At 37.8% G+C, this 25,395-nt stretch carries 26 protein-coding genes; 18 read left to right on the top strand and 8 right to left on the bottom strand.

Going from position 1 to position 25,395, the window contains the following annotated elements; all coding sequences use genetic code 11:
- Window positions 1-76: 76 nt before the first annotated feature.
- Genes FGM01_RS01540 through FGM01_RS01560 form a run of 5 tightly spaced genes read left to right on the top strand, consistent with a single transcriptional unit; the run spans window position 77 to window position 4,072 of the window.
- Entirely contained in the window at window positions 77-646 is a 570-nt protein-coding gene (locus FGM01_RS01540; protein WP_143409360.1) for a hypothetical protein, read from the top strand.
- 44 nt (window positions 647-690) lie between these two features.
- The gene (locus FGM01_RS01545; RefSeq protein ID WP_143409361.1) at window positions 691-1,119 is read left to right on the top strand and encodes a DUF6146 family protein; all 429 of its coding nucleotides are present in this window, start codon (window positions 691-693) and stop codon (window positions 1,117-1,119) included.
- A 29-nt stretch (window positions 1,120-1,148) separates the two neighbouring features.
- Window positions 1,149-1,454 (top strand): DUF6787 family protein, encoded by a 306-nt coding sequence (locus tag FGM01_RS01550; protein WP_143409362.1) that lies wholly within the window; start codon window positions 1,149-1,151, stop codon window positions 1,452-1,454.
- On the top strand, window positions 1,454-1,774 hold the full coding sequence (locus tag FGM01_RS01555; RefSeq protein ID WP_143409363.1) for a hypothetical protein: 321 nt from the start codon (window positions 1,454-1,456) through the stop codon (window positions 1,772-1,774). Before FGM01_RS01550 ends, FGM01_RS01555 begins: the two co-directional genes overlap by 1 nt.
- Before the next feature lie 42 nt (window positions 1,775-1,816).
- Window positions 1,817-4,072 (top strand): TonB-dependent receptor, encoded by a 2,256-nt coding sequence (locus FGM01_RS01560; RefSeq protein WP_143409364.1) that lies wholly within the window; start codon window positions 1,817-1,819, stop codon window positions 4,070-4,072.
- Window positions 4,073-4,129: 57 nt separating this feature from the next.
- On the opposite strand, the gene FGM01_RS01565 is transcribed toward FGM01_RS01560, so the two are convergent.
- The 3 genes from FGM01_RS01565 to msrA are packed head-to-tail and all read right to left on the bottom strand — an operon-like array spanning window position 4,130 to window position 5,624.
- A complete protein-coding gene (locus tag FGM01_RS01565) occupies window positions 4,130-4,429 on the bottom strand; it encodes a hypothetical protein (RefSeq protein ID WP_143409365.1) in 300 nt (99 codons plus the stop codon).
- 45 nt (window positions 4,430-4,474) lie between these two features.
- A complete protein-coding gene (folE, locus tag FGM01_RS01570; protein ID WP_143409366.1) occupies window positions 4,475-5,071 on the bottom strand; it encodes a GTP cyclohydrolase I FolE in 597 nt (198 codons plus the stop codon).
- A gap of 1 nt (window position 5,072) precedes the next feature.
- A complete protein-coding gene (gene msrA, locus FGM01_RS01575; RefSeq protein WP_143409367.1) occupies window positions 5,073-5,624 on the bottom strand; it encodes a peptide-methionine (S)-S-oxide reductase MsrA in 552 nt (183 codons plus the stop codon).
- Window positions 5,625-5,771: 147 nt separating this feature from the next.
- Between msrA and FGM01_RS01580 the strand changes: the two genes are divergently transcribed.
- The 9 genes from FGM01_RS01580 to FGM01_RS01620 all read left to right on the top strand — a co-directional run bounded on the left by FGM01_RS01580 (window position 5,772) and on the right by FGM01_RS01620 (window position 16,567).
- Entirely contained in the window at window positions 5,772-8,210 is a 2,439-nt protein-coding gene (locus FGM01_RS01580) for a DUF5916 domain-containing protein (protein ID WP_143409368.1), read from the top strand.
- A gap of 51 nt (window positions 8,211-8,261) precedes the next feature.
- A complete protein-coding gene (locus tag FGM01_RS01585) occupies window positions 8,262-8,954 on the top strand; it encodes an ABC transporter ATP-binding protein (RefSeq protein ID WP_143409369.1) in 693 nt (230 codons plus the stop codon).
- Window positions 8,955-9,053: 99 nt separating this feature from the next.
- The gene (locus FGM01_RS01590) at window positions 9,054-9,833 is read left to right on the top strand and encodes a TIGR02757 family protein (protein ID WP_143409370.1); all 780 of its coding nucleotides are present in this window, start codon (window positions 9,054-9,056) and stop codon (window positions 9,831-9,833) included.
- 50 nt (window positions 9,834-9,883) lie between these two features.
- Window positions 9,884-11,101: a GAF domain-containing sensor histidine kinase gene (locus FGM01_RS01595; protein WP_143409371.1), complete on the top strand. Its 1,218-nt coding sequence runs from the start codon at window positions 9,884-9,886 to the stop codon at window positions 11,099-11,101.
- A gap of 63 nt (window positions 11,102-11,164) precedes the next feature.
- Complete coding sequence (locus tag FGM01_RS01600) at window positions 11,165-12,367, top strand: sensor histidine kinase (protein ID WP_143409372.1); 1,203 nt, start codon at window positions 11,165-11,167, stop codon at window positions 12,365-12,367.
- A gap of 49 nt (window positions 12,368-12,416) precedes the next feature.
- The gene (locus tag FGM01_RS01605) at window positions 12,417-14,333 is read left to right on the top strand and encodes a vWA domain-containing protein (RefSeq protein ID WP_143409373.1); all 1,917 of its coding nucleotides are present in this window, start codon (window positions 12,417-12,419) and stop codon (window positions 14,331-14,333) included.
- The gene (locus tag FGM01_RS01610) at window positions 14,330-15,583 is read left to right on the top strand and encodes a dihydroorotase (protein WP_143409374.1); all 1,254 of its coding nucleotides are present in this window, start codon (window positions 14,330-14,332) and stop codon (window positions 15,581-15,583) included. The genes FGM01_RS01605 and FGM01_RS01610 overlap by 4 nt, the downstream gene beginning before the upstream one ends.
- Before the next feature lie 4 nt (window positions 15,584-15,587).
- A complete protein-coding gene (locus FGM01_RS01615) occupies window positions 15,588-15,911 on the top strand; it encodes a DUF4870 domain-containing protein (RefSeq protein WP_143409375.1) in 324 nt (107 codons plus the stop codon).
- On the top strand, window positions 15,911-16,567 hold the full coding sequence (locus FGM01_RS01620) for an alpha/beta hydrolase (protein ID WP_143409376.1): 657 nt from the start codon (window positions 15,911-15,913) through the stop codon (window positions 16,565-16,567). The genes FGM01_RS01615 and FGM01_RS01620 overlap by 1 nt, the downstream gene beginning before the upstream one ends.
- On the opposite strand, the gene FGM01_RS01625 is transcribed toward FGM01_RS01620, so the two are convergent.
- Complete coding sequence (locus tag FGM01_RS01625) at window positions 16,564-17,061, bottom strand: hypothetical protein (protein ID WP_143409377.1); 498 nt, start codon at window positions 17,059-17,061, stop codon at window positions 16,564-16,566. The two genes, FGM01_RS01620 and FGM01_RS01625, sit on opposite strands and share 4 nt — an antisense overlap.
- Window position 17,062: 1 nt before the next feature.
- Entirely contained in the window at window positions 17,063-17,824 is a 762-nt protein-coding gene (locus tag FGM01_RS01630) for an MBL fold metallo-hydrolase (RefSeq protein ID WP_143409378.1), read from the bottom strand.
- 103 nt (window positions 17,825-17,927) lie between these two features.
- On the opposite strand from FGM01_RS01630, the gene FGM01_RS01635 reads away from it, so the two are divergent.
- Window positions 17,928-19,388, top strand: coding sequence for a TonB-dependent receptor (locus FGM01_RS01635; RefSeq protein WP_143409379.1), 1,461 nt, complete (start codon window positions 17,928-17,930; stop codon window positions 19,386-19,388).
- A gap of 69 nt (window positions 19,389-19,457) precedes the next feature.
- On the opposite strand, the gene murA is transcribed toward FGM01_RS01635, so the two are convergent.
- The 3 genes from murA to FGM01_RS01650 form a co-directional block, all read right to left on the bottom strand.
- Window positions 19,458-20,771: a UDP-N-acetylglucosamine 1-carboxyvinyltransferase gene (gene murA, locus FGM01_RS01640; RefSeq protein ID WP_143409380.1), complete on the bottom strand. Its 1,314-nt coding sequence runs from the start codon at window positions 20,769-20,771 to the stop codon at window positions 19,458-19,460.
- A gap of 15 nt (window positions 20,772-20,786) precedes the next feature.
- A complete protein-coding gene (locus FGM01_RS01645) occupies window positions 20,787-21,428 on the bottom strand; it encodes a DUF4290 domain-containing protein (protein WP_143409381.1) in 642 nt (213 codons plus the stop codon).
- A 99-nt stretch (window positions 21,429-21,527) separates the two neighbouring features.
- Window positions 21,528-21,821 carry a DUF493 family protein gene (locus FGM01_RS01650; RefSeq protein ID WP_143409382.1) on the bottom strand — a complete coding sequence of 98 codons (294 nt, stop codon included), beginning with the start codon at window positions 21,819-21,821 and terminating at the stop codon, window positions 21,528-21,530.
- Window positions 21,822-21,902: 81 nt separating this feature from the next.
- On the opposite strand from FGM01_RS01650, the gene FGM01_RS01655 reads away from it, so the two are divergent.
- The 3 genes from FGM01_RS01655 to fmt are packed head-to-tail and all read left to right on the top strand — an operon-like array spanning window position 21,903 to window position 25,288.
- Entirely contained in the window at window positions 21,903-22,436 is a 534-nt protein-coding gene (locus FGM01_RS01655) for an AAA family ATPase (protein WP_143409383.1), read from the top strand.
- Window positions 22,437-22,442: 6 nt separating this feature from the next.
- On the top strand, window positions 22,443-24,344 hold the full coding sequence (locus FGM01_RS01660; RefSeq protein WP_143409384.1) for a RecQ family ATP-dependent DNA helicase: 1,902 nt from the start codon (window positions 22,443-22,445) through the stop codon (window positions 24,342-24,344).
- Window positions 24,341-25,288 carry a methionyl-tRNA formyltransferase gene (gene fmt, locus FGM01_RS01665; protein ID WP_143409385.1) on the top strand — a complete coding sequence of 316 codons (948 nt, stop codon included), beginning with the start codon at window positions 24,341-24,343 and terminating at the stop codon, window positions 25,286-25,288. Before FGM01_RS01660 ends, fmt begins: the two co-directional genes overlap by 4 nt.
- Window positions 25,289-25,395 lie beyond the last annotated feature (107 nt).

Consider the following 25,395-nt stretch of genomic DNA (forward strand, 5'->3'; position numbering starts at 1 on the left):
CGGCTTTTTTATTATTTCATTGGGTAAAATTAATTCTAATCTTGGTAAATTGACTAATGATTTAAATAATAGAAAAATGGCAAATATTCTGGATATTTTCAGCACTCATACTGGAGAACGCCTGCTAAGACGGAGCGTTGCAGTGTGTAATATTAGTAAGGATAAAATCCATAATGGATTTATACTGGCCTTACCCACAATCCTGGCTATAATGAAAAAAGAAAAATCTCTGGAGAAAATAGAAACCGGGGACCTTATCCATTTTATTGAAGAAGAAGATATAATAAATACTGGAGAAAAAGTTCTGCATGACCTCCTGGAAGAAGAACATTTAGAAAAATTGAAGGATTTTGGGGCTCTTATTGGCATCGAACACGAAAATTTTGTGCAGATTCTTCATCTTACTTCTGGTTTTCTCTCAGTACTTATAAACGAAATTTTAAAAAAGGATACCAACCTTCAATTTAATGAAGTGGTAAAAAATCTCACTGGAGAAGAAAATAATCTGAATAGGAAATTTACTCAAGTCCTGGTTAAAAATAGTGATAGTCCGGGCATTGTCGACAGTGCAGAGCAAATTTCCCTGAATCGGGATAATGACAAGGATGACGAAAGTATTCTTGGAGGATTTACCGGGGGTCGTTAATGATAAGGAATAATTTTTGCGATAATAATTTTTAAAAGGATTTAATGAAAAATATAATTTACATCTTATTGCTGGGATTGCTGGTATACAGCTGTGGTACTACGGGAAATAAAAAATTCCCTTCAGACAGAATTGCAAATGCTGAGAATGACACCGTTCGTATTGCTAATGACAGCCTGGAATATGAAATCATAATTATTGAGCCAGGATTCAATCTTTTTATTAATTCATATGCCATGCCCAGGGGTTATTACAGCCAGAATTACCTTGAAAATAAGAACAAATTCCTGGTTACAGAATACAATCAAAGGGTAAATCAACCTATGATATTCAATCCCAATTTATACCTGAACGAGATAAACTACGAGTCTGATATTGATTATGGATATGAAGTAAACTATTTACTTTATAATTACTTCGTCTATTTCAGCAGACAGTATAATCAAAGATTTAGTGTGCCCACAAGAATTTGATTCTTTCTCCAAATCATTATATTTGCAGCATGAAGAAATTGAAAGATCGCTGGGGAATAGATTCTAATTGGCAATTATTTGTAATACTTCTGGTCTTCGCGATCACTGGTTCTTCGGCAGCTAAACTGGCTAGTCCTGTAGTTGGGTACCTGGGTATTGATGCTGAAACTACCCACTGGTCTGTTTACTGGTTCGCCAGAATTGTTTTGATCTTTCCTATTTATCAGATCTTACTGGTTAGTTTTGGATGGATCTTTGGGCAGTTTAAATTCTTCTGGGCATTTGAAAAGAAAATGTTATGCCGCATGGGATTCGCTAAAGTTTTTAAAGAATAATGCTGAAAGTATTTAAAAACATATTCTTTATATTTTCTGCAGTTTTAATATTGTTGCCTTCTGCGGTAAGTTTTACCCACCTGTTCTCTGAACATTCACATAAACTTTGTGATAATAATGCCGAGCATCATTATCACGCAAAATCTGTGGATTGTGAATTGCACCATTTTCAGAAAAATCCCGCTCTAAGAATTGATTTTCCTGAATTCCAATTGGTAATAGTTGATTTCCAGGAAAAACTCACCTTTGACTATTATAGATTTTTAAATGATTTTGAGGCCCTGGCCTTCGACCTTCGCGGACCTCCGGCGATCGCTTAACTCCCGTTAATAAGCGAATTAAAAATCATTTAAATTTTATCAATGCGAATTACATTGTTATTTATACTGCTATTAGCAGTAAACCCTATTGTATCCGGTCAAAATCAGTTAACCGGTACTGTAAAGGATCAAGAGACCGGAGAGCCGGTTTTTAGTGCAAATATTTTATTTCCTGCCCTTGAAAAAGGTACTGTAACAGATGCACAGGGAAATTACACCGTCAATAATTTACCTAACGGTAAATATAAAATTGTGGTTTCTTCCATAGGATATGCTACCTATAATACAGAGATCAATCTACCTCTGGATAATTTTGATATTACTTTAAATCCTTCTGCCATAGAAATGGAAGAAGTGATCATATCTACTCCTTTTCACCAATTACAAAGCGAAAATGTGATGAAGGTTGAGAGAGAAAGCCTCTCTGAACTTAACCGAAAAGGAGCCATTAACCTATCTGACGGGATCGCACAGATTGCCGGAGTAGAAAGTTTGACCACGGGCGTGGGTATTGGTAAACCTGTGATTAGAGGTTTAAGCTCAAACCGTGTTCTGGTTTATACCCAGGGTATTCGCCTGGAGAATCAACAATATGGTGATGAGCATGGCCTTGGAATAAACTCCAAGGGTATATCCAGTGTAGAAGTAATAAAAGGTCCCGCCTCACTTCTATATGGAAGCGACGCCATTGGAGGGGTACTATATCTGAATCCTGAAAGTTTTGCTCAAAGTGGACATACTAATGCCGGTGTAGATGCCGATTATTTTAGTAACACAAGAGGATATCAACTTAGCGGAATGGCTAAGACATCGGGTGAAAAACTCAAATTCCTTGCCCGCGGAAGTTATGCTGCCCATAGCGATTATGAGTCTGGGGATGGCATTCGGGTTACTAATACCAGATTCAATGAAAAAGATCTAAAAGCCGGGTTTGGATTTCAGGATAGTAAATACAAAGCAGATCTTAGATATAACTATAACCAAAGCAATATAGGTATCCCTGAAGAAATTGGCGCCCAATCTACTGAAAAGGATCCCATGATCCCTTACCAGCAAATAGATAACCATATAGTTAGCCTGGACAATAAATTCTTTTTCAATAATTCGAGCCTGGACATGAAAATAGGATATCAATTTAATGACAGGAAGGAGTTCGAGGAACATGAGGAGCACGAGGAAGAAGAAGAGACTGAAGAGGAACATGAGGAACATGAAGATGGAGAAGCAGCCCTGGAGATGCATCTTGAAACCTTAAACTATAACTTGAAGTACAACCTTCCTAAAATAGGGAATTTCGAGACTATTACAGGAATTCAGGGAATGTTTCAAACCAATGAAAACTTCGGTGAAGAAATTTTAATACCGGATTCAGAAACTATTGATTTTGGAATTTTTGTAACCACACATTACCATCTTGAAAACTGGGATTTCCAGGGAGGTTTGAGATTTGACAATAGAAACCTGGAAAGTGAAGCATTTATTTCTGAAGACGGTGATGTTATTAACGCCCTCGACAGGAAATTTAATAGCTTCAATGGAGCATTTGGAGCAAAGTATCAAATAGACCAGAAATTTATTGCCAGGTTGAATTTGGCTAGTGGTTTTAGAGCGCCTAATTTATCTGAATTAACCTCTAACGGGGCGCATCATGGAACTAACCGTTACGAGATTGGAAATCCTCTGCTTGAGAACGAACAAAATTTTCAGGTAGATCTGTCTTTGGAATACAGGAATCAACATTTTGAAGCTTATGTTAACGGGTTTCACAACTCTGTAGGCAACTATATTTTCCTAAATCCTACCGGGGAAATTATCGAAAATGATCCGGTGTTCGAATACAGGCAACAGGATGCTACTTTATATGGCGGCGAATTGGGCGTGCATATTCACCCGCACCCGTTAGACTGGTTACATCTTGAAAGCAGTTTTGAAACTGTTACCGGCCAGCTATCTAACAATGATTATCTACCATTGATACCGGCGAATTCTATAACCAATACGTTCAGGGTAGAATTTGAAGAAGGTTATACATTTTCGAAAAAATATGCCTTCATCAGATTGCAAAATGTATTTGATCAAAACAACCCCGGAAATTTTGAAAGTGCCACACCCGGGTATGGTCTCCTTGGAGCAGGATTAGGGACTACCCTAAAGCTGGATAGCTTCAATTTGGGTCTTAGCCTTAGTGGAACCAACCTTTTGGATAAAGAGTACATTTCTCACCTGTCCAGGTTAAAGACTGATGGAATATTCAATATAGGGCGAAACATAATGTTTTCGGCTACTTTAAGTCTCTAATAAAAAATGGCTGTCTAATCACAGACAGCCATTTTTCTTCAACTAATTAAAAAAACACTAATAACTTTCCACCTCAATAACCTGAGGCTGTGGTTGCTTTTTCCATACGAAACTGTATAAATACATTAGCGTAAAAGTTGGAATAATATCTGTTCCTGGCAGTATCTCTTCCAGGAATACAATTACTGAAGCTAATTTCCCTTTTTTGCCAGGATACATTTCACGCATCTTTTTTGCTGCATAGGGAGCCCAAAGCAAATCCAGAAAAGGTCCAATTAACGGTATAGCAACTGTCGCCATCCCGGTAAGGTCGTATACCAGACCTTTTATAAATAATTTATCTTTTAATAATTTCATCTCTTTCGGTTTTATCCCGAATAAATCAAAAAAGATGCCAGTGTTTTATTTTAAATCTGAGGAGATGAGTTTCAGAAATTCATTTCGGGTTTCTATTTCTTTAAACTGCCCTCTGAATCCAGAGGTGGTAGTGGCACTATTTTGTTTCTGCACTCCACGCATCATCATACATAAATGAACTGCTTCTATAACGACCGCAACGCCTTGCGGCTTCAAGGTTTCATTCAGGCATTCCAGAATATCATTGGTTAATCGCTCCTGTACCTGTAGTCTCCTTGAGAAGACATCCACCACCCGGGGAAGTTTGCTAAGGCCTATGATCTTACCATTTGGAATATAGGCAATATGAGCTTTACCAAAAAAGGGCAGCATATGGTGTTCGCACAATGAATATAATTCTATATCCTTCACCACCACCATTTCATCATATGTTTCTTCAAAAACAGCTTTTTTTAATATTTCTTCGGCGTTCATGGAATACCCCTGAGTAAGAAACTGCATAGCTTTTGCGGCTCTTTCCGGCGTATTTAATACCCCTTCTCTATCTGGATCCTCACCTACTCCACTAATAATCTCGCGGAAATTTGATTTCAAATTTGAAGTAATATGTGGATCATATTCCTCACGTAATTTATATGACATCTTAATTTGTTTGTTTCAATTTATCAGAAAAAAGTCTCTTTAGTTTATTGATTTTAGGATCTATTATATACTGGCAGTAAGGTTGCTGCCTGTGATGATTATAAAAATCCTGATGTTCCTTTTCTGCGACATAGAATGGCGTAGCCTGTGTTACTTCAGTAACGATAGGATCCTTAAAAGTTTTCTGCTTCACCAGTAGCTCAATCACCTCACCGGCTATTTGCCTTTGTTTTTCGTCGTGATAAAAAATGCCGCTGCGGTATTGTGTTCCCACATCATTTTGTTGCCTGTTCAAAGTTGTAGGATCATGCGTCGCAAAAAATACCAGTAGTATTTCCTCGTAGGATATAACATTTGGATCAAAAATTATTTCTATAGCTTCGGCATGGCCTGTTCTTCCGGTAATAATTTCACGATAAGCCGGGTTCTTAATTTCTCCACCAGTGAATCCTGAAGTTACTTTTTTGACCCCTTCCAGTCTTTGAAATACAGCTTCGGTACACCAAAAACACCCACCGGCTAATGTTGCTTTTGCCAAATTATCCTCTATCATAAATTCATCTCTAGTTTTGTTTATCAAATTTACTTTTTTAATAAACAAAACAAAGCTTGTTTAACTTGAATTTATAGAAATACTTTGCCAGTATGCAATAACAATAATACATTTGGCCAGTTTTTATTTTCAAGCTCCGTAAAATCAATGCTCCTTAGACCCTTTTTACTTTTCACCTTATTCATATGCTGCTATTATACCTATGGTCAGGCAGCACAAAAAGAAAGAAGAAGTTATACCACCCAACGGATTGAAACCCCTCCAAAAATTGATGGTATACTTAATGACGAAGCCTGGAGCCTAATCGAATCACAGGGAGATTTCGTGATGATAGAACCAGGTGACGGGGACCCGATTGATGAGTCACATGAAACCAGGATCAAGATCCTGTATGACAACGAAGCCATATATATTGCGGGAATAATGCTGGAGGAACATCCGGAAAGGATCATGAAACAGTTCACCCAAAGGGACAACCTCAACCAGTCTGAATTCTTTGTAATAGATATTAATACTTATGACGACGGGGAAAATCAAACAAGGTTCATTGTCACGGCAGCAGGTACCCAGGCCGATGCAAGAATGACCGGGAACAGGGAAGATTTTGGGTATAACGTTGTGTGGGAATCTGCAGTTTCACAAGATGATAAAGGATGGTACGTAGAGATCAAAATACCCTACGCAGCTTTAAGATTTCCAGATAAGGAGAATCAGCTTTGGGGTATACAGTTTTACCGCGACATCAAACATCTCAATTCCCGGTATGTGTGGAATTATATAAATAAATCTCTGGGACAGCCCAGCCAGTACACCGGTCTTTTGAGGGGTGTAACCAATATAGATCCACCGGTAAGACTTAGTTTATATCCTTATACCTCGACTGTTCTGGACCAATTTGATGGGATAACAAATATAAATTTCAATGCAGGTCTGGACCTTAAATACGGAATCAATGATTCCTTTACTTTGGACATGACGCTGGTGCCAGATTTTGGGCAGGTGGCTTTTGATCAGGTTGAACTTAATCTGGGACCCTTTGAGCAGATCTTTGGAGAAAACCGGGCATTTTTTACGGAAGGAACCGAATTATTTAATAAAGGAAATCTTTTCTATTCAAGAAGAGTTGGAAATACCCCCATAGGTTTTAACGACGCCCAGGCAGATCTTTTTGAAAATGAAGAGATCATCGAAAATCCTGAAAGAACAGATCTACTAAATGCCCTCAAGATATCCGGACGTACAGACCGTGGATTAGGAATCGGTTTTTTTAATGCAGTTACAGACGCTCAGGAAGCCGTTATAAAGGATACGGTAACAGGCATTGAAAGACGAAAAACAACCGAACCTCTGGCTAATTATAACATCCTTGTGCTGGATCAGCGCTTTAATAAGAACTCCTCTATTACCCTTGTAAATACCAATGTTACACGTGATGGTAGATTTCGTGATGGGAATGTTTCGGCATTTCTATTCGATATATTTAACAAATCGAATTCATTCAATTTTGAAGGAGAGGCGAAAATGAGCAATGTGAATAAGCCGGGGCAGAACGAAACCGGTTTTGCTTCGGAGTTATCTGTGGAAAGGACGAAAGGGAATATTAGATACCGGGTAGGTCACGAATTTGCAAATGAAACATATGATATCAATGACCTTGGAATTAGTTTTATTAACAATTATAATAATTTCTTCTGGGGGGGTTCTTATGAAATTTTTGAGCCTAAAGGAAATTTCAACAGGTTTGAAGTAGGCGTTTTTGGGCAGCATTTACGAAGATATAAACCCGATGTCTCAGTAAATACAGCTGGCGGAGGGAGATTCTTTGCGGTAACGAAAAAGCGCTTCGCTTTTGGAGGTTCTATTGGCTATAATTCAGAATTTAAGGATTACTTTGAACCAAGAGCAGAAGATACTTATATACTTTATGATGCATTCGCCGACATGAGCTTTTTTGTTTCTTCAGATTATCGAAAGAGATTTGCCTATGATATCCGGATGAGTTATGATGAATATCTTAATTCCTCATATAATAATCTTCGGTTTAGATTTTCCCCCAGGTTCAGGTTTAATGAGCATTTTAATATGATCTATGAATTCAGGTATAACTTTCAGGATGATCGTCCAAGTTATGTAAGCCTGGTAGATAAGGAAGTGATCTTTGGGAACAGGCAGCAAAAAAGTATCGAGAATTCACTTAATGCGACCTATAATTTTAATAATAAACAGGGAATCAATCTTAGTTTCAGGCATTTCTGGTCTACCGCAAAATTTGGCGAAGATCAATTTTCCATTCTTGGAGAAGAAGGAGATTTATCACAAATTGATTATGCAGTGACTGAAGAGAATAATCCCGATGCAAATTTTAATATCTGGAATCTTGATCTTAGCTATAGATGGCAATTCGCACCAGGAAGCGAAGCCGTTTTACTTTACCGGAATTCTATATTTAATGAGGACAAATTAAGTGACCTAGACTTCACTCAGAGTTTAGATAATTTATTCTCCAGACCTGTTCGTAATAATCTCAGCTTGCGTATAGTTTATTTTATAGACTATAATAACATTAAGAACTTATTACGGGGGTAAACTTGGGGAATCAGCCTAATTTGGCTATTTTCGAAGCACTTATTTTTTAATATGATCAAAGCCAGGAATATTCATAAGTATTACGGAGAATTACACGTATTAAAAGCAGTGGATCTTCATATAAAGAAAAGTGAAATTGTATCTATTGTAGGAGCTTCGGGAGCAGGAAAGACTACTCTTCTGCAAATTCTTGGCACCCTGGATAAACCTTCTAAAAAAAAGAACTCCCATTTAGAGATTAATGGCACTAATATTTACGGACTCCGTTCCAGGGAGCTTTCAAAATTCAGAAATAAACATATAGGATTCATTTTTCAGTTTCACCAATTGCTACCTGAATTTACAGCCCTTGAGAACATTTGTATTCCAGCTTTTATTGCCAAGACGTCCAGGAAGGAAGCAGAAAAGCGAGCTATGGAATTATTAAGCTTTCTTGGCCTTGAGAACAGGGCTTCCCACAAACCGGGAGAACTAAGCGGCGGTGAACAGCAGAGAATTGCCGTGGCTAGAAGCCTTATAAATAATCCTGCCGTGATCTTCGCTGATGAACCTTCGGGAAATCTCGATAGTGAATCTGCTGAAAATCTTCATAAATTATTCTTTCAGCTAAGGGATGAATTTGCACAAACCTTTGTGATTGTAACCCATAACGAGGAGCTGGCAGATATGGCAGACCGTAAGCTTACCATGGTAGATGGCGAGATCATGAAAGATCATGCTGAAACATCCCTAAGCAATTCATAATATGTTCTTTTAGTCTTTTCAACATTTTAGATTGAAGCTTATAAATTGCCAGGGGCTATAAGAAATGATATCTTTGTTTTCCAAACTGGACTTCCCTGTATGCGATTAACCCAAAGTGAATTAAAGGAGTTTTTAGACGAAAAAGTTATAAAATATAATACTCCGGGATTTATTGAAACAGACCCCATTAGTATCCCCCATTTATTTTATAAAAAAGAAGACATCGAGATCGCGGGATTTTTAGCTGCTACCATAGCCTGGGGAAATAGAAAAAGTATCTTGAAAAATGCTCACAGGATGATGCATCTAATGGATTTGAGTCCATTTGATTTTGTAATGAATCATGAAGAAAATGATCTTAACACCTTTGACAGTTTTGTTCATCGTACATTTAACTCCATAGATCTAAAATTTTTCATCAAGGCTCTTAAAAACGTTTATGCTGAACATGGTGGCCTGGAAGGAATATTTACCCTGAATGCAGAACCTGATGGACTGCAACCAGCAATTCATAAATTTAAAACTATATTTTTTGAATTGCCGCACCAGAAAAGAACAGAAAAGCATGTTAGTGATCCCCTGAAAAATTCAGCAGCAAAACGAATTAATATGTTTTTGAGGTGGATGGTTAGAAATGACCAAAATGGGGTGGATTTTGGCCTGTGGAAGAACCTTTCTCCTGCGCAGCTTTCCTGTCCTCTGGATGTGCATTCAGGCAATATAGCCAGACAACTAGGCCTTTTAAACAGAAATGCCAATGATGCTAAAGCTGTCGCCCAGCTGGATAATAATCTTAGAGCCCTGGATCTACAGGATCCCGTAAAATATGATTTCGCTTTGTTTGGCCTGGGAGTTTTTGAAAAGGGTAACTTTGGTTAGTTGCTATTCTCCTTTTTTTTGATTTATTTAACAATCTGAAATATTTTTCAATGATAAGCCCCGAAACCCCGAAGAATGAGATAGAAAGACTTAAATCTCTTCGGCAATTGAACATCATGAATTCCCTGCCCGAACAGGCGTATGATACTATTACCGAACTGGCCAGCTATATTTGTAAGACACCTATTGCGGTGGTAAATATGGTAGACGAGGAGGAAAACTGGTTCAAATCTAAATACGGTACAGATCTAACCGGTTCTCCCAGAGATGTAAGTTTTTGCGGCCATACGATTTTGAATCCCGATAGGATCCTTGAGGTACCTGATACAACCGTAGACGAAAGATTTAAAGGCAATCCTTTTGTAACCGGAGAGAATGCTATAAAGTATTATGCCGGGGTTCCTTTATTAGATACCCAAGGTTTACCCTTAGGGACATTATGCGTATATGATTCTAAAGTCCACCAGTTGGATGAAAAGCAGAGAACTGCATTAAAATCATTAGGAAAACAGGTAGAAATGCTACTGGAATCTAGACGTCAGAATTATTTACTGGAACAAATGAAGATCGAGCTGAACGAGAATAACCGGATTTTAAGGGAATTCGCCAGTACAGTTTCTCACGATCTAAAAATGCCCCTTGCAAATATGATCCTTACCGCAGATATCCTCAAGGTTAAATATTCTAATATACTGGATAAAGAAGGCATGGATTATATTTCTTATCTCAAGCAATCTGGTCTTACTTTGAGTGATTATATAAATGGTCTGTTGGATCATTATTCTAATAATAAAGCTGAAACCGGTAACGTAGAGGAATTCTTCCTTAATGATCTCCTGGAAGATATTATAGATCTGCTTCAGATCGCAGAAAACTGTGAAATCAATTTGCCAGATAATAACCTTAAAATATTTGGAAATTCAGCTGCGATTGGCCAGATCTTTATGAATTTAATTAGTAACAGTTTAAAATATAACAGTAGGGAAAAGATTATAATTGAAATTGATTGTACTGAGAACCGTGAGTTTTTTAATTTCAAGATCAGTGATAACGGGATTGGGATTCCATTAGAAAAGCAGGAGAAAATTTTTGATCTTTTTACTACGGTTGCAGAAAAGGACAGGCAGGGTAAAAAAGGCCATGGTATTGGTTTATCCACGGTTAAAAAGATTGTGGAAAGCCTGGGGGGAACTATCCAAATTTCCTCGATAGAGAACGAAGGAACTGTTTTCGAATTTAGCATTAAACGCAACGAAATTATCGATTAGGATATTTATAAGGTTAAAGTGGTTTTTTTTAAATAACTTTATTTCAACATTTTATCGGATAAAATGCAGAAAAACCTAATCCCTTTCAATGAAAAGCTGCGGCGAAAAGCATTGAAGGAATACAATATTTTAAACACCGGGCCAGACGAAGATTATGATAATCTTACGTTTCTCGCAGCATCTATATCTAATTCTCCGGTTGCCAAAATCAGTATTGTTGACCATAACCGTATCTGGAATAAAGCTGTTTACGGAGCAGAAATACAGGAAATAGACAGAAGGAATTCTTTTTGTGACCGGTCAATTCATAGTGATGAACCTATTTTTATAATCAATAGAAGTACTCATCCTGAAATTTTCAATGCAGCACAGGGTATCTATGATCGTGAATTCAACTTTTATGCAGGTATTCCCTTACATAATCCCCAGGGCCATGCTATTGCCGTTTTCTGTGTTTTTGATACAGTTGAAAAGAAACTAACTTCACCTCAATTAAAGGGACTTCATGCCCTGGCTAATCAAACCTTAAATCTTTTCGAATTCCGGAAACAAAAATTAAAACTTTTCCAGGTACAGGCTAAGCTAAAAGAAAAATATAGAGAACTGGAAAGGTTCGCAAGTCTCGTTTCTCATGATTTAAAATCGCCACTGGCAAATATCATTTCCCTAAGTGAATTGTTGAAGGATGAAAACGAGGGCAAATTTGATGAGGACACAGAACAGTATTTAAAATTCCTTGTAGAATCCTCCTACTCTCTTCGAAATTATATTGACGGTATCCTGAGCTTCTATAAAAGCGATCATGTTCTGGAAAAGGATTATACCAATGTGGATCTCCGCAAGTTATTAAAAGGTATTATTGACCTTTACCAGGTGGCAGATGATATTGAAATTATATATCCTGACGATATCATGCTGCATAATGTAAATAAAGCAGCGCTTACCCAGGTATTTATGAATCTTATTAGCAACGCTTTGAAATATAATGATAAAGACATCAGGAAAGTAGAGATCACTTTCGCAAAAAGCGAGGAATTTTACAAATTTGAAGTTAAAGATAATGGGAAGGGAATCCCAAAGGATAAATATGAGGAGATCTTCAATATTTTTACTACTCTGGACACGGTAGACCGTGAAGGCACTTTGGGTAGCGGTATTGGCCTGGCTACGGTAAAGAAACTGGTGGAATCTATGGGCGGTTCTATATCACTGGAATCTGAAATTGGTGAAGGCAGTAATTTTAAATTTCAGATCAAGCGGAATTAAGTTTTTTTCCCTATTCGTTTTCTATATTTGAGTAACCATATCCTTTTATATGCATTTTCAACAGCCTGAATTACTGTACGCCCTTATTTTGCTTGTAATTCCGCTGATCGTTCACTTATTCAGATTAAGAAAATTTCAAAAGGAAGATTTTACCAATGTAAAATTTCTAAAGAAAGTCATACAGGAAACTCGTAAAAGTTCGAGACTTAAAAAATTTCTTATCCTGATGACACGGCTATTATTGCTCTCTTGCCTTATCCTTGCTTTTGCCAAACCTTTTATTCCGGCCAGTGATAAAGCAATGGAGGAATCCCGCACACTTATTTATCTCGACAATTCCTTTAGTATGCAGGCAGGAAGTGAACAGGCTTCAACACTACAGAAGGCTGTAAACCAGTTAATGGAGAATTTAGCTGGAGAAGGTAAACATTCACTATTTACCAATTCTAAAGATTATTTCAACAGGTCTGCTCCTGAAATAAAAAATGAAATACAAAATATCACTTTTACCGATGATCAGATCAGGTACAGGGAGATCATCTTAAAAGCTAAAAATTATTTTAAGAATTTTCCAAATACCAGAAAGAACCTGGTCATAATTTCAGATTTTCAGCAAAATCTGGATATTCCATCTGAATTCAGCGGAGAAATCGATCATCATTTGGTTCGCTATAAAGCCGGGGACATTCGAAATGCTTCGGTAGATACGGCCTATATTTCCAATTCTACTCCTGAAAGTTTCCTTCTGAATATAAATTTGAGTTCCAACAGGATTGCTGAAGCGCCGGTTACTTTATCGATATACGATGGGGAAAAGCTTCTGGGACGGAATACTGTTCAGTTTGGGGATAAGAAAAATGCGGAAACGAGTTTTAGATTACAGAATAATCAGGTTCGCAAAGGACGAATAGAGATCGAGGATAATGGTTTGAATTATGACAATATCCTGTATTTTAATATCAATGAAAAAACGTCTGTTAAGGTTGTAATTATAGCCAATAGCGAAACAGACTTTTTAAACAGAATCTATAGACAGCCAGAGTTTGAAATTTTCGAATTTCAGCCAGATCAGATCGATTTTAATCAGCTAAACACTGCGAACCTGGTCATTTTGAACGAAATAAAGCAACTTCCCTCTTCACTTATAAATAATCTCGCCACGGTAAAAGAAAATGGGTCTGTAATAATAATTGTCCCTCCTGCGAATGCTGACGGCTATACAGCATTATTGAACAGACTTGGATTCCCTGGTTTTGACCGCGTTGTAGAACAGGAACGCCTAATAACCAAAATTTCTTTTGACCACCCATTGCTAGAGAATGTATTTGAAGACAGGATCGAAAATTTTGAGTATCCTAAAGTGCTATCTTCCTATAACCAGAATTCTATGAATTCGATACTCGAATACCAGGATGGTAAAGCATTTCTTTCAGAATCAGATCGGGCTTACCTATTTACAGCCGCTTTAAATGATCAAAATTCCAACTTTAAAAATTCACCTTTGATAGTTCCGGTTTTTTATCAAATGGGTTTAAAATCCCTTCAGGCAAATCAATTATTTTATAATACATCCTGGAATAGTCAAATTGATATCCCCGTCAGGCTGGCGAAAGATGAAGTATTACACTTGCAAAAGACAGATTTAAATGTGATTCCCCAGCAGAAAAATTTCAGTAACCGGGTGGAGATGAATACGGCAAACCTCGATCTTGCGGCCGGAAATTACGAAGTGAATAAGGACGATGAAACTTTCACCTATTTAAGTTTTAATTATCCAAGGCAGGAAAGCGAACTGAAATATGCAGACATTTCTAATTTACAGGGATCAAAGATTTATGATTCCGTAGGAGAATATTTTCAGAAATCAAATGCAGCTACCCAAATTACTGCACTTTGGAAATGGTTTGTTATTTTTGCGCTGATATTTCTGGCTATTGAAATGCTACTTATAAAATTCTTTAAATGAAGCTACTTTTAAAATCGGTTACCATAATAGATGAGAAATCTACTCACCATAACAAAAAGCTAGATATTTATATTGAAAATGGTACAATTAAAGGGATTGGTAGGAATCTAAAACATAAGGCTGATAAAGAAATTAAGATTTCAGGACTTCATGTTTCCCGGGGATGGTTTGATAGTAGTGTTAATTTTGGTGAACCAGGTTTTGAAGACAGGGAAACCATTGCCAATGGTTTAGATACTGCAGGTAAATCGGGTTTTACCTCGGTTGCTGTAAACCCTTATACCCATCCAGTGCTGGATCACAGCGGTAGTATTTCTGCAGTTAAGGCTAAAGCCCAAAACCATCCGGTTAAGCTTTATCCCGTTGGAGCACTAACCATGAAAAGTGAAGGAAGAGATCTGGCAGAATTACTTGATATGAAAGAAGCCGGAGCTGTGAGTTTTGGTGACTACAAGATACCGCTTCGCAATCCCAATTTGCTGAAAATCGCCCTGCAATATGCCCAGAATTTTGATGCACTTATCCAGAGTTATCCTCAGGAAAACAGGATCGCAGGTAATGGAATGGTTAATGAACACGAAAATAGCACCTCTCTTGGTTTGAAAGGTATACCTAATCTTGCCGAAGAATTACAGATTACCAGGGATCTTTATCTACTTGAATATACCGGTGGTAAATTGCACATTCCTACCATATCAACAGAAAAATCGGTTAAACTGATTAAGGATGCTAAGAAGAAAGGTCTGGATGTAAGCTGCAGCGTGGCTATTCACAATCTCATCCTGGATGATGAAGAGCTCAGGTCTTTCGATTCTAATGTTAAAGTGATGCCTCCTTTAAGGACCAAAAAAGATGCTAAAGCGCTTATTAAGGGATTAAAAGATGGAACTATAGATATGGTTACCAGTGATCATAATCCTATTGATGTGGAACATAAAAAAGTAGAATTCGATAACGCTTTGTATGGAAGCATAGGACTCGAATCTGCTTTTGGAGCTCTATGTACCATTTTCCAGACAGAAGAAGCAGTAAAATTTCTAACTGCTGGAAAAGATCGATTCAGCATTGAAGAATTTCCTATTGAGGAAGATCAACCGGCAGATCTGAGTTTATTTTTACCCGGCGAGACATATCGATTCACTAAAAATGATATAATTTCTTCATCTAAAAACAGTATTTTCCTGGATAAAGAATTAAAAGGAAAGGCTGTTGGAGTAATTACCAGTAAAGGTTTTACACACAAAGAATAAAAGTATGGAAACTACAGGACAGGCAAAGACAACCGCTGTCGTAGCCTATATTACAATTATAGGAACTATAATAGCCTATTTCATGAATCTGGAGCCTAAGAACAGGTTTGCCAGCTTTCATATAAGACAGGCTTTTGGCATGCATATAACCTTATATCTTCTAGGTGCTTTAATGGGCTTATTTGATCAGGTATTTATCACCTGGCCTTTTTACATAGTCTATTTTGTGCTCTGGGGATATGGATTATTAATGGCTATTAAAGGGGAAGAACAGGAAATTCCGGTTTTAGGTCCTTTATTTCAAAAATGGTTTAGTACAATTTCATAATGACAACAGAATTTTCTTTACAACATATAATCAGGGAGCCTAAAAATAAATCTGAAAAATCACCGGTACTTTTATTGCTGCATGGATATGGAAGCGATGAAAACGATCTTTTCTCTTTCGCAAATGAGTTACCGGAAGATCTCTTCATCATTTCTGCAAAAGCCCCTTATCGGATGCAACCTTATGGCAATGCATGGTATGCCATTCACTGGGATAATAACGATGGAAAATTCAGTGATGATCTTCAGGCAATCAAATCAAGGGAAACTATCAGGGACTTTATTGATGAAATCATAGAGAAATATCCGGTAGATCCTTCTAATATAAATTTATTAGGGTTTAGCCAGGGAAGTATTCTAAGTTATGCTGTAGCCTTATCTTATCCTGAAAAGATTAAAAATGTAATTGCGCTGAGTGGCTATATAAACCAGGGAATTTTAAAAGAAAATTTCAGAGAGAATAATTTTTCCAACCTGGATTTTTACTGTTCTCATGGAAGTGTAGACCAGGTCATCCCTGTGGAATGGGCCAGAAAGAACAAGCCATTTCTTGATGAATTGGGAATAAGAAACACCTATTCAGAGTTTCCCGTTGGGCACGGTGTTGCTCCTCAGAATTTCTTCGAATTAAAAGACTGGCTGATAAAAAGGATCTAATTTAACGGGTAAAGAAAAGATTTTTCAGGATAGAATTTTATCCCGTCGTCTTCAGAAACTTCATAGGTTAAAAAAACCTCTCCCCAGTAAGTTCCGTCAGTAAAATCTGCAATGACCCATTTGTGGTTTAACACCTTGATCTTATTGATCCGCATTTTACCCTCCATGCCCGCCTGGGGAACTAAGGGATTGTCACTATCTGAAGAATTTTTGCTGATAATCGCATCCTCAATCCTAAGAATTAGATCTGTCGCATCAATATTTCTTTTATCAAAATAGGAAATAGCATCTTCATTGTTCTGTAAACTGAAATAATCCTCAGCAGTGGCCACTTCATCAGAGACATTCAATTCAGTTTCTGCTTCCTGCAACTTATTTTCAAGACTATCAATCCTCTCTTGTTTCGAATCCAGTATTCTTTTATCATTTACATAAATGAAAATTGTGAATAACAGGGTAAAAATAAAAAGATACATCAGGATCTTGTTGCGCATATTAAATAGTGATTTTCAGGTTATCATAGGCCAGATGGACATTATCGGGTAGCATCTGCTCCACCTCGTCATGAAATCCCAGCATATGGCTTATATGGGTTAAATAGGTCCTTTCAGGTTTTACCCGTTCCACAAATTCAAGGGCCTCCTCAAGATTAAAATGCGAATGATGCGGCTCAATTCTAAGCGCACTTACTACCAGCACTTTCAAATCATGCAATTTCTCAACCTCTTTATCTTCAATAGATTTGAGATCTGTGAGGTATGCAAAATCCTCCATTCGATACCCAAATACCTGCAACCTGTTGTGCATAAAATTAACAGGAGTGACAGTTAGTCCATGAAAGTTAAAAGGCATGTTTTCTATAACATTCTCAGTTACTCCAGGGGCACCGGGATACTTGTTCTCTGTAAGAAATATATAATCAAAACGTTTGTGCAGAGCCTTTAAAACCCTTTCGTGGGCATATACTGGAATGTCTCCCTGTCTGAAAAAAAAAGGCCTTATATCATCGAGCCCGGCAGTATGATCATTATGTTCATGAGTAAAAAAAATTGCATCCAGTTTCTTTACATTATTCGCGAGCATTTGCTGGCGGAAATCCGGGCCACAATCGATCAAAATATTAAAATCATTCCAGGAAATAAGTACAGAAACGCGCAAACGTTTATCTTTTGGATTCTCACTGAGGCATACCGGATGTTCACTTCCTATGATTGGTATTCCCTGCGATGTTCCTGTTCCTAAAAATGTTACTTCCAAAAGGTGTTATTTTTCACACAAAAGTAAATATATTTTTTCGTATGCCTACCGCTTTTAGTACTTTTGAAGTACACAATAAAAATGTTTACTAAAAAAACAGACTATGCCAATTACTATAATGGGCGACAAGGAATTTGAAAATGTTCCTTCAATAAATAGTAAAGCCCTTCGTATCAATTTAAATGAAAATATTTACGGTACATTTTCAGAAATTGGTGCAGGTCAGGAAACCGTAAGAAACTTTTTTCGGGCCGGAGGTGCTTCAGGTACTATTGCCAAAGCGATGAGTGCCTACGATAAAGACTTTAGTGACGCGATCTATGGAGTTGAAAATGACCGTCGATATGTTACTGAAGCCCGACTTAAAAAAATGCTTGCCCATGAAACCAGGCTAATCGAAGAACGGATTTCCCGTGAAAAACATCCTAATAAATTATTCTTTACCTATGCTAATACTGTAGCCACTATAGATTTTGCGAAGAAGTATAAGGGACACGGATGGGTTGGTATAAGGTATCAGGTAGAGCCTGGTGAAGAATACAATGAAATTCTATTGCATGTTCGTTTTCATGAAAACGATGCCAGGCATCAGCAAAACACTTTAGGAACTTTAGGAGTAAACCTTATCTATGGCGCTTACTATAAGTATGATAACCCTAAAAAACTTCTCAAATATCTCTATGATCATATAGATAAAGATCAAATAGAGATAGACACAATTAACTTTTCGGGACCAAGGTTTGAAAATGTGGATAATCGTTTGATGAGTCTGCAATTGGTGAAAAATGGAATGACAGAGGCAGTAATGTTCGGTCCTGACGGAAATAACGTTTTACCTGCCAAACTGCTTTATAAAAAGAATATTCTGGCCCTCAGAGGTAGCTTTAGACCGGTTACTAAGGTAAATATGGATATGTACGAGCGGTCGAAGGAGATGTTCTTTAATGAAGCTAAGGTGAACCGTGAAAATACAGAGATAATTTTTGAGATCACCCTTTCCAATTTACGAGCAGAAGGTGAGATAGATGAAAGGGATTTCATGGACCGGGCGAAATTACTTTGTTCTCTTGGTCAAACGGTAATGATCTCAAACTTCCAGGAATACTATCGCGTGGTGGAATATTTCTCAAGGTACTCCAAGCAAAGAATGGGTCTTACCATGGGTGTACAAAACCTGATTGATGTTTTTGATGAAAAATACTATCGCCATTTAAGTGGAGGTATACTTGAAGCCTTTGGTAAATTATTTTTCAAAGACCTTAAGGTTTACCTGTATCCACTCAAGGATCCTGAAACAGGAGAAATCACTAATAGCGAAAACGTTAAGGTTCATCCAAGAATGAAAGAACTTTATAAGTTCTTTAAATATAACGGCAGGGTTGAAGACATTAAGGATTTTAATCCAGATATAATGGATATTTACTCCAGAGAGGTTCTTAAAATGATTAATGAAGGAAAGGCCGGATGGGAAGAAATGCTACCGGACAGAACCACTAAAATGATCAAAGAACATAACCTATTCCACTACAAGGAACACAAAAAAGAAGCTAAGGAAAAAGTTTAGTTCATTATGGATACAAAAAAAAAAGCTGTTCGTTTGAACAGCTTTTTTTTTATTTGATAACTATAGATTTTAGTCCAGCCTGGTGATCTTAGCCCCTATCCCCTGTAATCTTTCCACAATATGTTCGTAACCCCGATCTATCTGTTCTATATTATGGATCGTAGAAGTTCCTTTGGCAGATAGTGCGGCGATCAATAGAGAAATACCAGCCCTGATATCTGGAGAAGTCATGGTAGTAGCTTTTAACTGAGATTTAAAGTCATGGCCTATAACTGTAGCCCTGTGCGGATCACAAAGAATAATCTTTGCTCCCATATCTATTAACTTATCCACAAAGAATAACCTACTCTCAAACATCTTTTGATGTATAAGCACACTTCCTCTTGCCTGTGTTGCTGTAACCAGCATGATACTTAAAAGGTCTGGAGTAAACCCGGGCCATGGCGCATCACTTATATTCATGATAGATCCATCGATAAAACTCTGCACCTCGTAACCTTCTGTATGCGCAGGTATATGTATATCATCTCCCTTCTTCTCTACCGTAATTCCAAGTTTTCTGAAAGTTGTAGGGATAATCCCCAACATCTCCCAGTTTACATTCTTTATTGTTATTTCACTTTTGGTCATTGCAGCGAGACCTATCCATGAACCAATTTCTATCATGTCTGGCAAAACACGATGTTCGCAACCTCCCAGTTTTTCAACACCTTCTATGGTAAGTAAATTAGAACCTACACCCTTAATGTTAGCTCCCATAGAATTCAACATTTTGCAAAGCTGCTGAAGATATGGCTCGCAAGCGGCGTTATAAATAGTGGTGGTTCCTTTAGCAAGAACTGCCGCCATGACAATATTCGCCGTACCGGTAACCGAAGCTTCTTCCAGAAGCATATAATCACCCTTAAGACCGTTTGGAGCTTCTACCCCGTAAAATCTTTCTTCCTTATTATATCTGAAATCTGCGCCGAGCTTCATGAAACCTTCGAAGTGGGTATCCAGTCTTCTGCGGCCTATCTTATCACCTCCCGGCTTGGGAATATATCCCTTACCAAACCGGCCCAACATTGGTCCTACGATCATGATAGACCCGCGAAGTCCACCACCATCGATCTTAAATTGTTCGCTATCGAGATATTCCATATCCAGATCATCGCTCTGAAAAGAATAACTACCCTTTCCGGTATTTTCAACCTTCACCCCAAGATTTCGAAGCAGAGTGATAAGTTTATTTACGTCTAAAATATCCGGAATATTGTGAATTGTTACTTTTTCATCAGTTAACAATACAGCGCAAAGTATTTGTAGTGCCTCGTTCTTTGCTCCCTGGGGTTGTATATCCCCGCTTAAACGATGACCACCTTCAATTTGAAAAGTTCCCATTAAAAGATGTTGAGTTTAGTGGCGTTTGCGGCCTCCTTTACGGCCTGTTTTTTTTGGATTCTTGGTGTATTTTTTCTTAGTACCTCCACTCCTGATAAGCTCAGAAGCCTGGCTAAGATCTTCATCTATATTCTTTGGATTGATCTTACCATTACTTAGATCCCTTAAGTGTTCCAGAATTACTTCATCATCTACAGAATCCCGGTTCCAGTTAAGGTAAGATTTCTTCATATGATTAGCGATGGTAAGCACCAGAGCTTCTTTTAATTCCCCCTCTTCATAATCCTTTGCTGCATCGATCATCCTCTTGATGTTATTCCCATAGAATCTGTACTTGGGATTATTTTCAGGATATTGCAACATATCTGGTCTTTCAGCTAACATCTCTCTTGTTGGCTTCGGAAAAGGTGAATCAACTTCAAGTTTGAAATCACTTATAATGAATAACTGATCCCAGAGTTTATGCTGAAAATCGGGAACATCACGAAGGTGTGGATTCATATTTCCCATTACCGAGATAATGGAATTTGCTACTTTATTCCTTTCCTCATCGTCCTCGATACTCACGGCATGTTCTACCATTTTCTGAAGATGTCTGCCATATTCGGGAATTATCAATTTACTCCTTTCAGAGTTATATTCTAATGCGTTTGTCAAAATTGAAGTTTAATTAGGTAATTACTGAAGTTCTACTCCTGCCTGCAAAATACTAAATATTAATAAAGATGCACAATAAAAAGGTTTTTTATGTAGTGATTATAGAGAAATCACCCCTTCCACCTTTTCTGCGACTTCCTTGTATTTTTCTATAACTGCATCAGGATTTTTCATTCTTACATTTATAGATACACTGGTATATTTTCCTTTTTTGGATTGCTTGTTTTCAATGACGGCACCCATATTGTCAAAAATATCCTGAACCTGCCCTACCTGGTCACCTTTGGTGGGAACAATAAATTTATATAGATATTCAGAAGGCCACATGGCCGTATCCTGAAGCTGCTTTTTTAATTTCTTATAAAATTCTTCGGTATTCCTGGATTCACTCATAATTTTCTCCTTCGTTTAGATGCAAAGATACAAGTAATGCCTGCATTTTTATAATCAAATTCATTTGTCGAAATTTGCGCTGTGAAAAATAGAAAAATAGTCATAACCGGTGGCCCGGGAACCGGTAAATCTTCCATTATCCATAACCTGGAAGATAAAGGAGAAAAGTGTCTGCATGAAATTTCCCGGCAGGTTACCCTTGAAGCGCAGAAAGAAGGCATAGATCAATTATTCCTTGAGCAACCCTTACTTTTTAGCGAAAAATTACTGCAAGGCAGGTTAAATCAATTTAAAGAAGCAGAGCAATTAAAGGGAAATCATATTTTTATTGATCGTGGTTTACCAGATGTAGTCGCCTATATGGACTATTTCGGCACAAATTACCCGGAGCTTTTTGAAGACACCTGCAAACAAAATCAGTATGACCTTATATTTATTCTTCCGCCCTGGAAAGAAATTTATACGAGCGATAATGAGCGATACGAAAGCTACGAGGAAGCCTTAAAAATTTCGTCTTATCTTTATTCCACCTACAGGCGTTATGGATATACGCCTATTGAAGTTCCTAAATCGAGTGTGGAAGAACGCACTAACTTTATTCTGGATAAGATTTGATATAATTTGCAGGAGCAAGCTTTAAAAATACTAGAAAAATACTGGGGCTTCCGGGAGTTCAGACCGCAGCAGCTTGAAGTAGTTCAGTCTATTCTCGAAGGAAAGGATACCTTAACCCTTTTTCCAACCGGGGGAGGTAAGTCTATTTGCTTTCAGGTACCCGCCCTTATACAAGACGGGATCTGTATAGTGGTCTCACCACTTATATCTTTGATGGAAGACCAGGTAAATGCTTTGAAGCAAAAAAACATCAAGGCGATGGCCATAACCGGTGGGATCACCTATGCTGACCTGGACCGAAATTTAGACAACTGTATTTTTGGAAATTTCAAGTTCCTTTATCTTTCTCCGGAAAGGTTACAACAGGATCTAGTGAGAGAGCGTCTTAAGCAGATGAATATTAATTTAGTTGCAGTAGATGAAGCTCATTGTATTTCGCAATGGGGACATGACTTCAGGCCCGCATACAGGAATATTGCAGAGCTCCGGGAGTTATTACCAGAAATTAATGTCGCTGCTTTTACAGCTACGGCTACGAAAAGTGTGGTTAAAGACATTTGCGAGCAACTACTCCTCAAAGATCCTGAAATTCACCAGAAATCTTTTGAACGCACCAATCTGCGCTACGAGGTTATTAAAACTGAAGATAAATATTTTCGCCTTACCCAGATCTTAGGAGATAGTTCTGCTATTATTTATGTACGTAGTAGAAATGCCACCCAGGAGATCGCACATTTTCTGAATAAGCAGGGTATTACCGCGGCAGCCTATCACGGCGGAATGAAGAAAGAAGATAAATCGCGGAAGTTTGAAGAGTGGCTTACCAATAAAGTAAATGTCATGGTAGCCACCACAGCTTTTGGAATGGGGATAGATAAAGCAGATGTAAGGACGGTGATCCACATAGATCTTCCTGAAAGTATGGAAAGTTATTTCCAGGAAGCCGGGAGGGCAGGAAGAGACGAAAAACCTTCCAGGGCGATTATCTTAACTAATTCTGGAGATATTCCAGTGCTGAAAAACCAGTTTTTGAACAATCTTGCTTCAGTAGAAGATGTTAAGTTGCTTTACAAAAAATTAAATGCCTACTTCAGGATTGCCTATGGTGAAGGAGAGAATACAGTTCACGACTTCAATTTTGCCAGTTTTTGTCATCAATATCAATTCAATTCTCATAAAGCCTTTAATGCGCTTCAGTTATTGGATCGTTGCAGTATTCTTAGATTATCACAGAACTATCAAAAAAGTACTGAAATACAGATCCTGCTCAGTGGTAATCATCTGGATAATTATTTGGATGAAAATCCCAGGTACGCCAGCCTGATTCGTACAATACTCAGAAATTACGGAGGGGTGTTTGAAAATCTTATCACATTCAACCTTTCATCGGTATGTGATAAGGCCAGAATTTCTGAAAAAGAAAGCATACAGATCCTAGAAGAATTAAATGAGAAAGAGATCATTGATTTTCATTTATCAAAGCATGATGCCAGCATAACCTTCCTGGTACCCAGGGAAGATGACACTACAATAAATCCGGTAGCGCGGTTTATAAGGGATTATAATACAACTAAAAGGGAGAAGATCGAAGCAGTCCTGGAGTTTGTCCAAAATGACAATATTTGCAAACAGGTTCAACTACTTACCTATTTTGGAGAAAGCAATCCACCTTCCTGCGGCAAATGTTCAGTATGCAAAAAAGAAAGAAAAGAATTAAGCAGGGACGATATGAATGAAATCTACCTTAAAATCCTGCAGATTTTAAAAGTAGCTCCCAGGGATTCCAGGGAAATCATATCCCGGCTAGAGTATAATGAAACAGATGTTTTAAAAGTTCTAAGCCTGCTTTGTGAGAAAGGTGTGCTCGATAGAACACCGAATAACAAATATAAAATATTAAATCAATGAAAGACCTGAGAATAGTATTCATGGGAACACCGGAATTTGCGGTAAAAAGCCTTGAAGCTATCATTGACGCCGGATATAATGTAGCGGGTGTCATCACTGCACCAGACAGACCTGCCGGAAGAGGTAGAAAATTAAGGGAAAGCGCGGTAAAAATTTATGCAAAATCGAAAGATCTGCCGGTACTGCAGCCTACAAATTTAAAAGCTAAAGATTTCCAGGATGAACTTAAGGCCTTAAATCCAAATGTCCAGGTGGTAGTGGCATTTAGAATGCTACCTGAATCTGTTTGGTCTCTACCAGAATACGGAACCTTCAACCTGCATGCCTCGCTCCTGCCACAATACAGAGGTGCAGCTCCCATAAATTGGGCGATTATCAATGGTGAAAATAAAACCGGGGTCTCCACCTTCTTCCTTGACGAAAAAATTGATACTGGTGCAATGATACTTCAGGAGGAAATTTCTATAGAAGAGACTGAAAATGTTGAATCGCTTCATGACCGTCTTATGGAAATCGGTTCCAGGCTGGTGGTTAAAACTTTAGACACCATAGCAAGTGGTGAAGTTGAAACCAGGTTGCAGGTTGATTCCGGGAACCTTAAAGATGCGCCCAAATTAACCCGCGAAAACACGAAAATTGACTGGAACCAGCCCTTAGACGAAATTTATAACTTAATAAGAGGGCTCAACCCATATCCGGCAGCGTGGTGTTACCTGGAAAATTCTTCGGAAGAAATGCAGGTAAAGATCTACGATATCGAAAAAATGCCACATGAACACAGACTGCCTTATGGCACCGTTTCTATAAAAGACGATAAGATAATGGTAGCAGCTCAAAACGGATTTATTTCGATTAAGGAAATACAACTTCCGGGAAAAAAGAAAATGCCTTCAAAAGCACTTCTTAATGGATTTAATTTTGCCCCGGAGGCGAAAATGCGCTAAAGCCTTATTAACACTGATTTGGTTGCATTTTAATAAAAAACAATTATCTTTATTAACAAATCATGCAAGTTATTAACAAATAAGGGCTTTTCCCTTGTCATTACTTG

It is taken from the genome of Christiangramia sabulilitoris (assembly GCF_007050985.1).
Taxonomy (GTDB): Bacteria; Bacteroidota; Bacteroidia; order Flavobacteriales; family Flavobacteriaceae; genus Christiangramia; species Christiangramia sabulilitoris.

Bases quoted from the DNA above. Each gene is read 5' to 3' on its own strand.
- FGM01_RS01580 (WP_143409368.1), top strand. From the start codon at position 5,772: ATGCTCCTTAGACCCTTTTTACTTTTCACCTTATTCATATGCTGCTAT.
- FGM01_RS01650 (WP_143409382.1), bottom strand. From the start codon at position 21,821: ATGAGTGAATCCAGGAATACCGAAGAATTTTATAAGAAATTAAAAAAG.
- FGM01_RS01615 (WP_143409375.1), top strand. From the start codon at position 15,588: ATGGAAACTACAGGACAGGCAAAGACAACCGCTGTCGTAGCCTATATT.
- FGM01_RS01620 (WP_143409376.1), top strand. From the start codon at position 15,911: ATGACAACAGAATTTTCTTTACAACATATAATCAGGGAGCCTAAAAAT.
- folE (WP_143409366.1), bottom strand. From the start codon at position 5,071: ATGTCATATAAATTACGTGAGGAATATGATCCACATATTACTTCAAAT.
- FGM01_RS01545 (WP_143409361.1), top strand. From the start codon at position 691: ATGAAAAATATAATTTACATCTTATTGCTGGGATTGCTGGTATACAGC.
- FGM01_RS01635 (WP_143409379.1), top strand. From the start codon at position 17,928: ATGCCAATTACTATAATGGGCGACAAGGAATTTGAAAATGTTCCTTCA.
- FGM01_RS01540 (WP_143409360.1), top strand. From the start codon at position 77: ATGGCAAATATTCTGGATATTTTCAGCACTCATACTGGAGAACGCCTG.
- FGM01_RS01555 (WP_143409363.1), top strand. From the start codon at position 1,454: ATGCTGAAAGTATTTAAAAACATATTCTTTATATTTTCTGCAGTTTTA.
- msrA (WP_143409367.1), bottom strand. From the start codon at position 5,624: ATGATAGAGGATAATTTGGCAAAAGCAACATTAGCCGGTGGGTGTTTT.
- FGM01_RS01585 (WP_143409369.1), top strand. From the start codon at position 8,262: ATGATCAAAGCCAGGAATATTCATAAGTATTACGGAGAATTACACGTA.
- FGM01_RS01610 (WP_143409374.1), top strand. From the start codon at position 14,330: ATGAAGCTACTTTTAAAATCGGTTACCATAATAGATGAGAAATCTACT.
- fmt (WP_143409385.1), top strand. From the start codon at position 24,341: ATGAAAGACCTGAGAATAGTATTCATGGGAACACCGGAATTTGCGGTA.
- FGM01_RS01605 (WP_143409373.1), top strand. From the start codon at position 12,417: ATGCATTTTCAACAGCCTGAATTACTGTACGCCCTTATTTTGCTTGTA.
- FGM01_RS01560 (WP_143409364.1), top strand. From the start codon at position 1,817: ATGCGAATTACATTGTTATTTATACTGCTATTAGCAGTAAACCCTATT.
- FGM01_RS01550 (WP_143409362.1), top strand. From the start codon at position 1,149: ATGAAGAAATTGAAAGATCGCTGGGGAATAGATTCTAATTGGCAATTA.
- FGM01_RS01600 (WP_143409372.1), top strand. From the start codon at position 11,165: ATGCAGAAAAACCTAATCCCTTTCAATGAAAAGCTGCGGCGAAAAGCA.
- FGM01_RS01625 (WP_143409377.1), bottom strand. From the start codon at position 17,061: ATGCGCAACAAGATCCTGATGTATCTTTTTATTTTTACCCTGTTATTC.
- FGM01_RS01595 (WP_143409371.1), top strand. From the start codon at position 9,884: ATGATAAGCCCCGAAACCCCGAAGAATGAGATAGAAAGACTTAAATCT.
- FGM01_RS01590 (WP_143409370.1), top strand. From the start codon at position 9,054: ATGCGATTAACCCAAAGTGAATTAAAGGAGTTTTTAGACGAAAAAGTT.
- FGM01_RS01565 (WP_143409365.1), bottom strand. From the start codon at position 4,429: ATGAAATTATTAAAAGATAAATTATTTATAAAAGGTCTGGTATACGAC.
- murA (WP_143409380.1), bottom strand. From the start codon at position 20,771: ATGGGAACTTTTCAAATTGAAGGTGGTCATCGTTTAAGCGGGGATATA.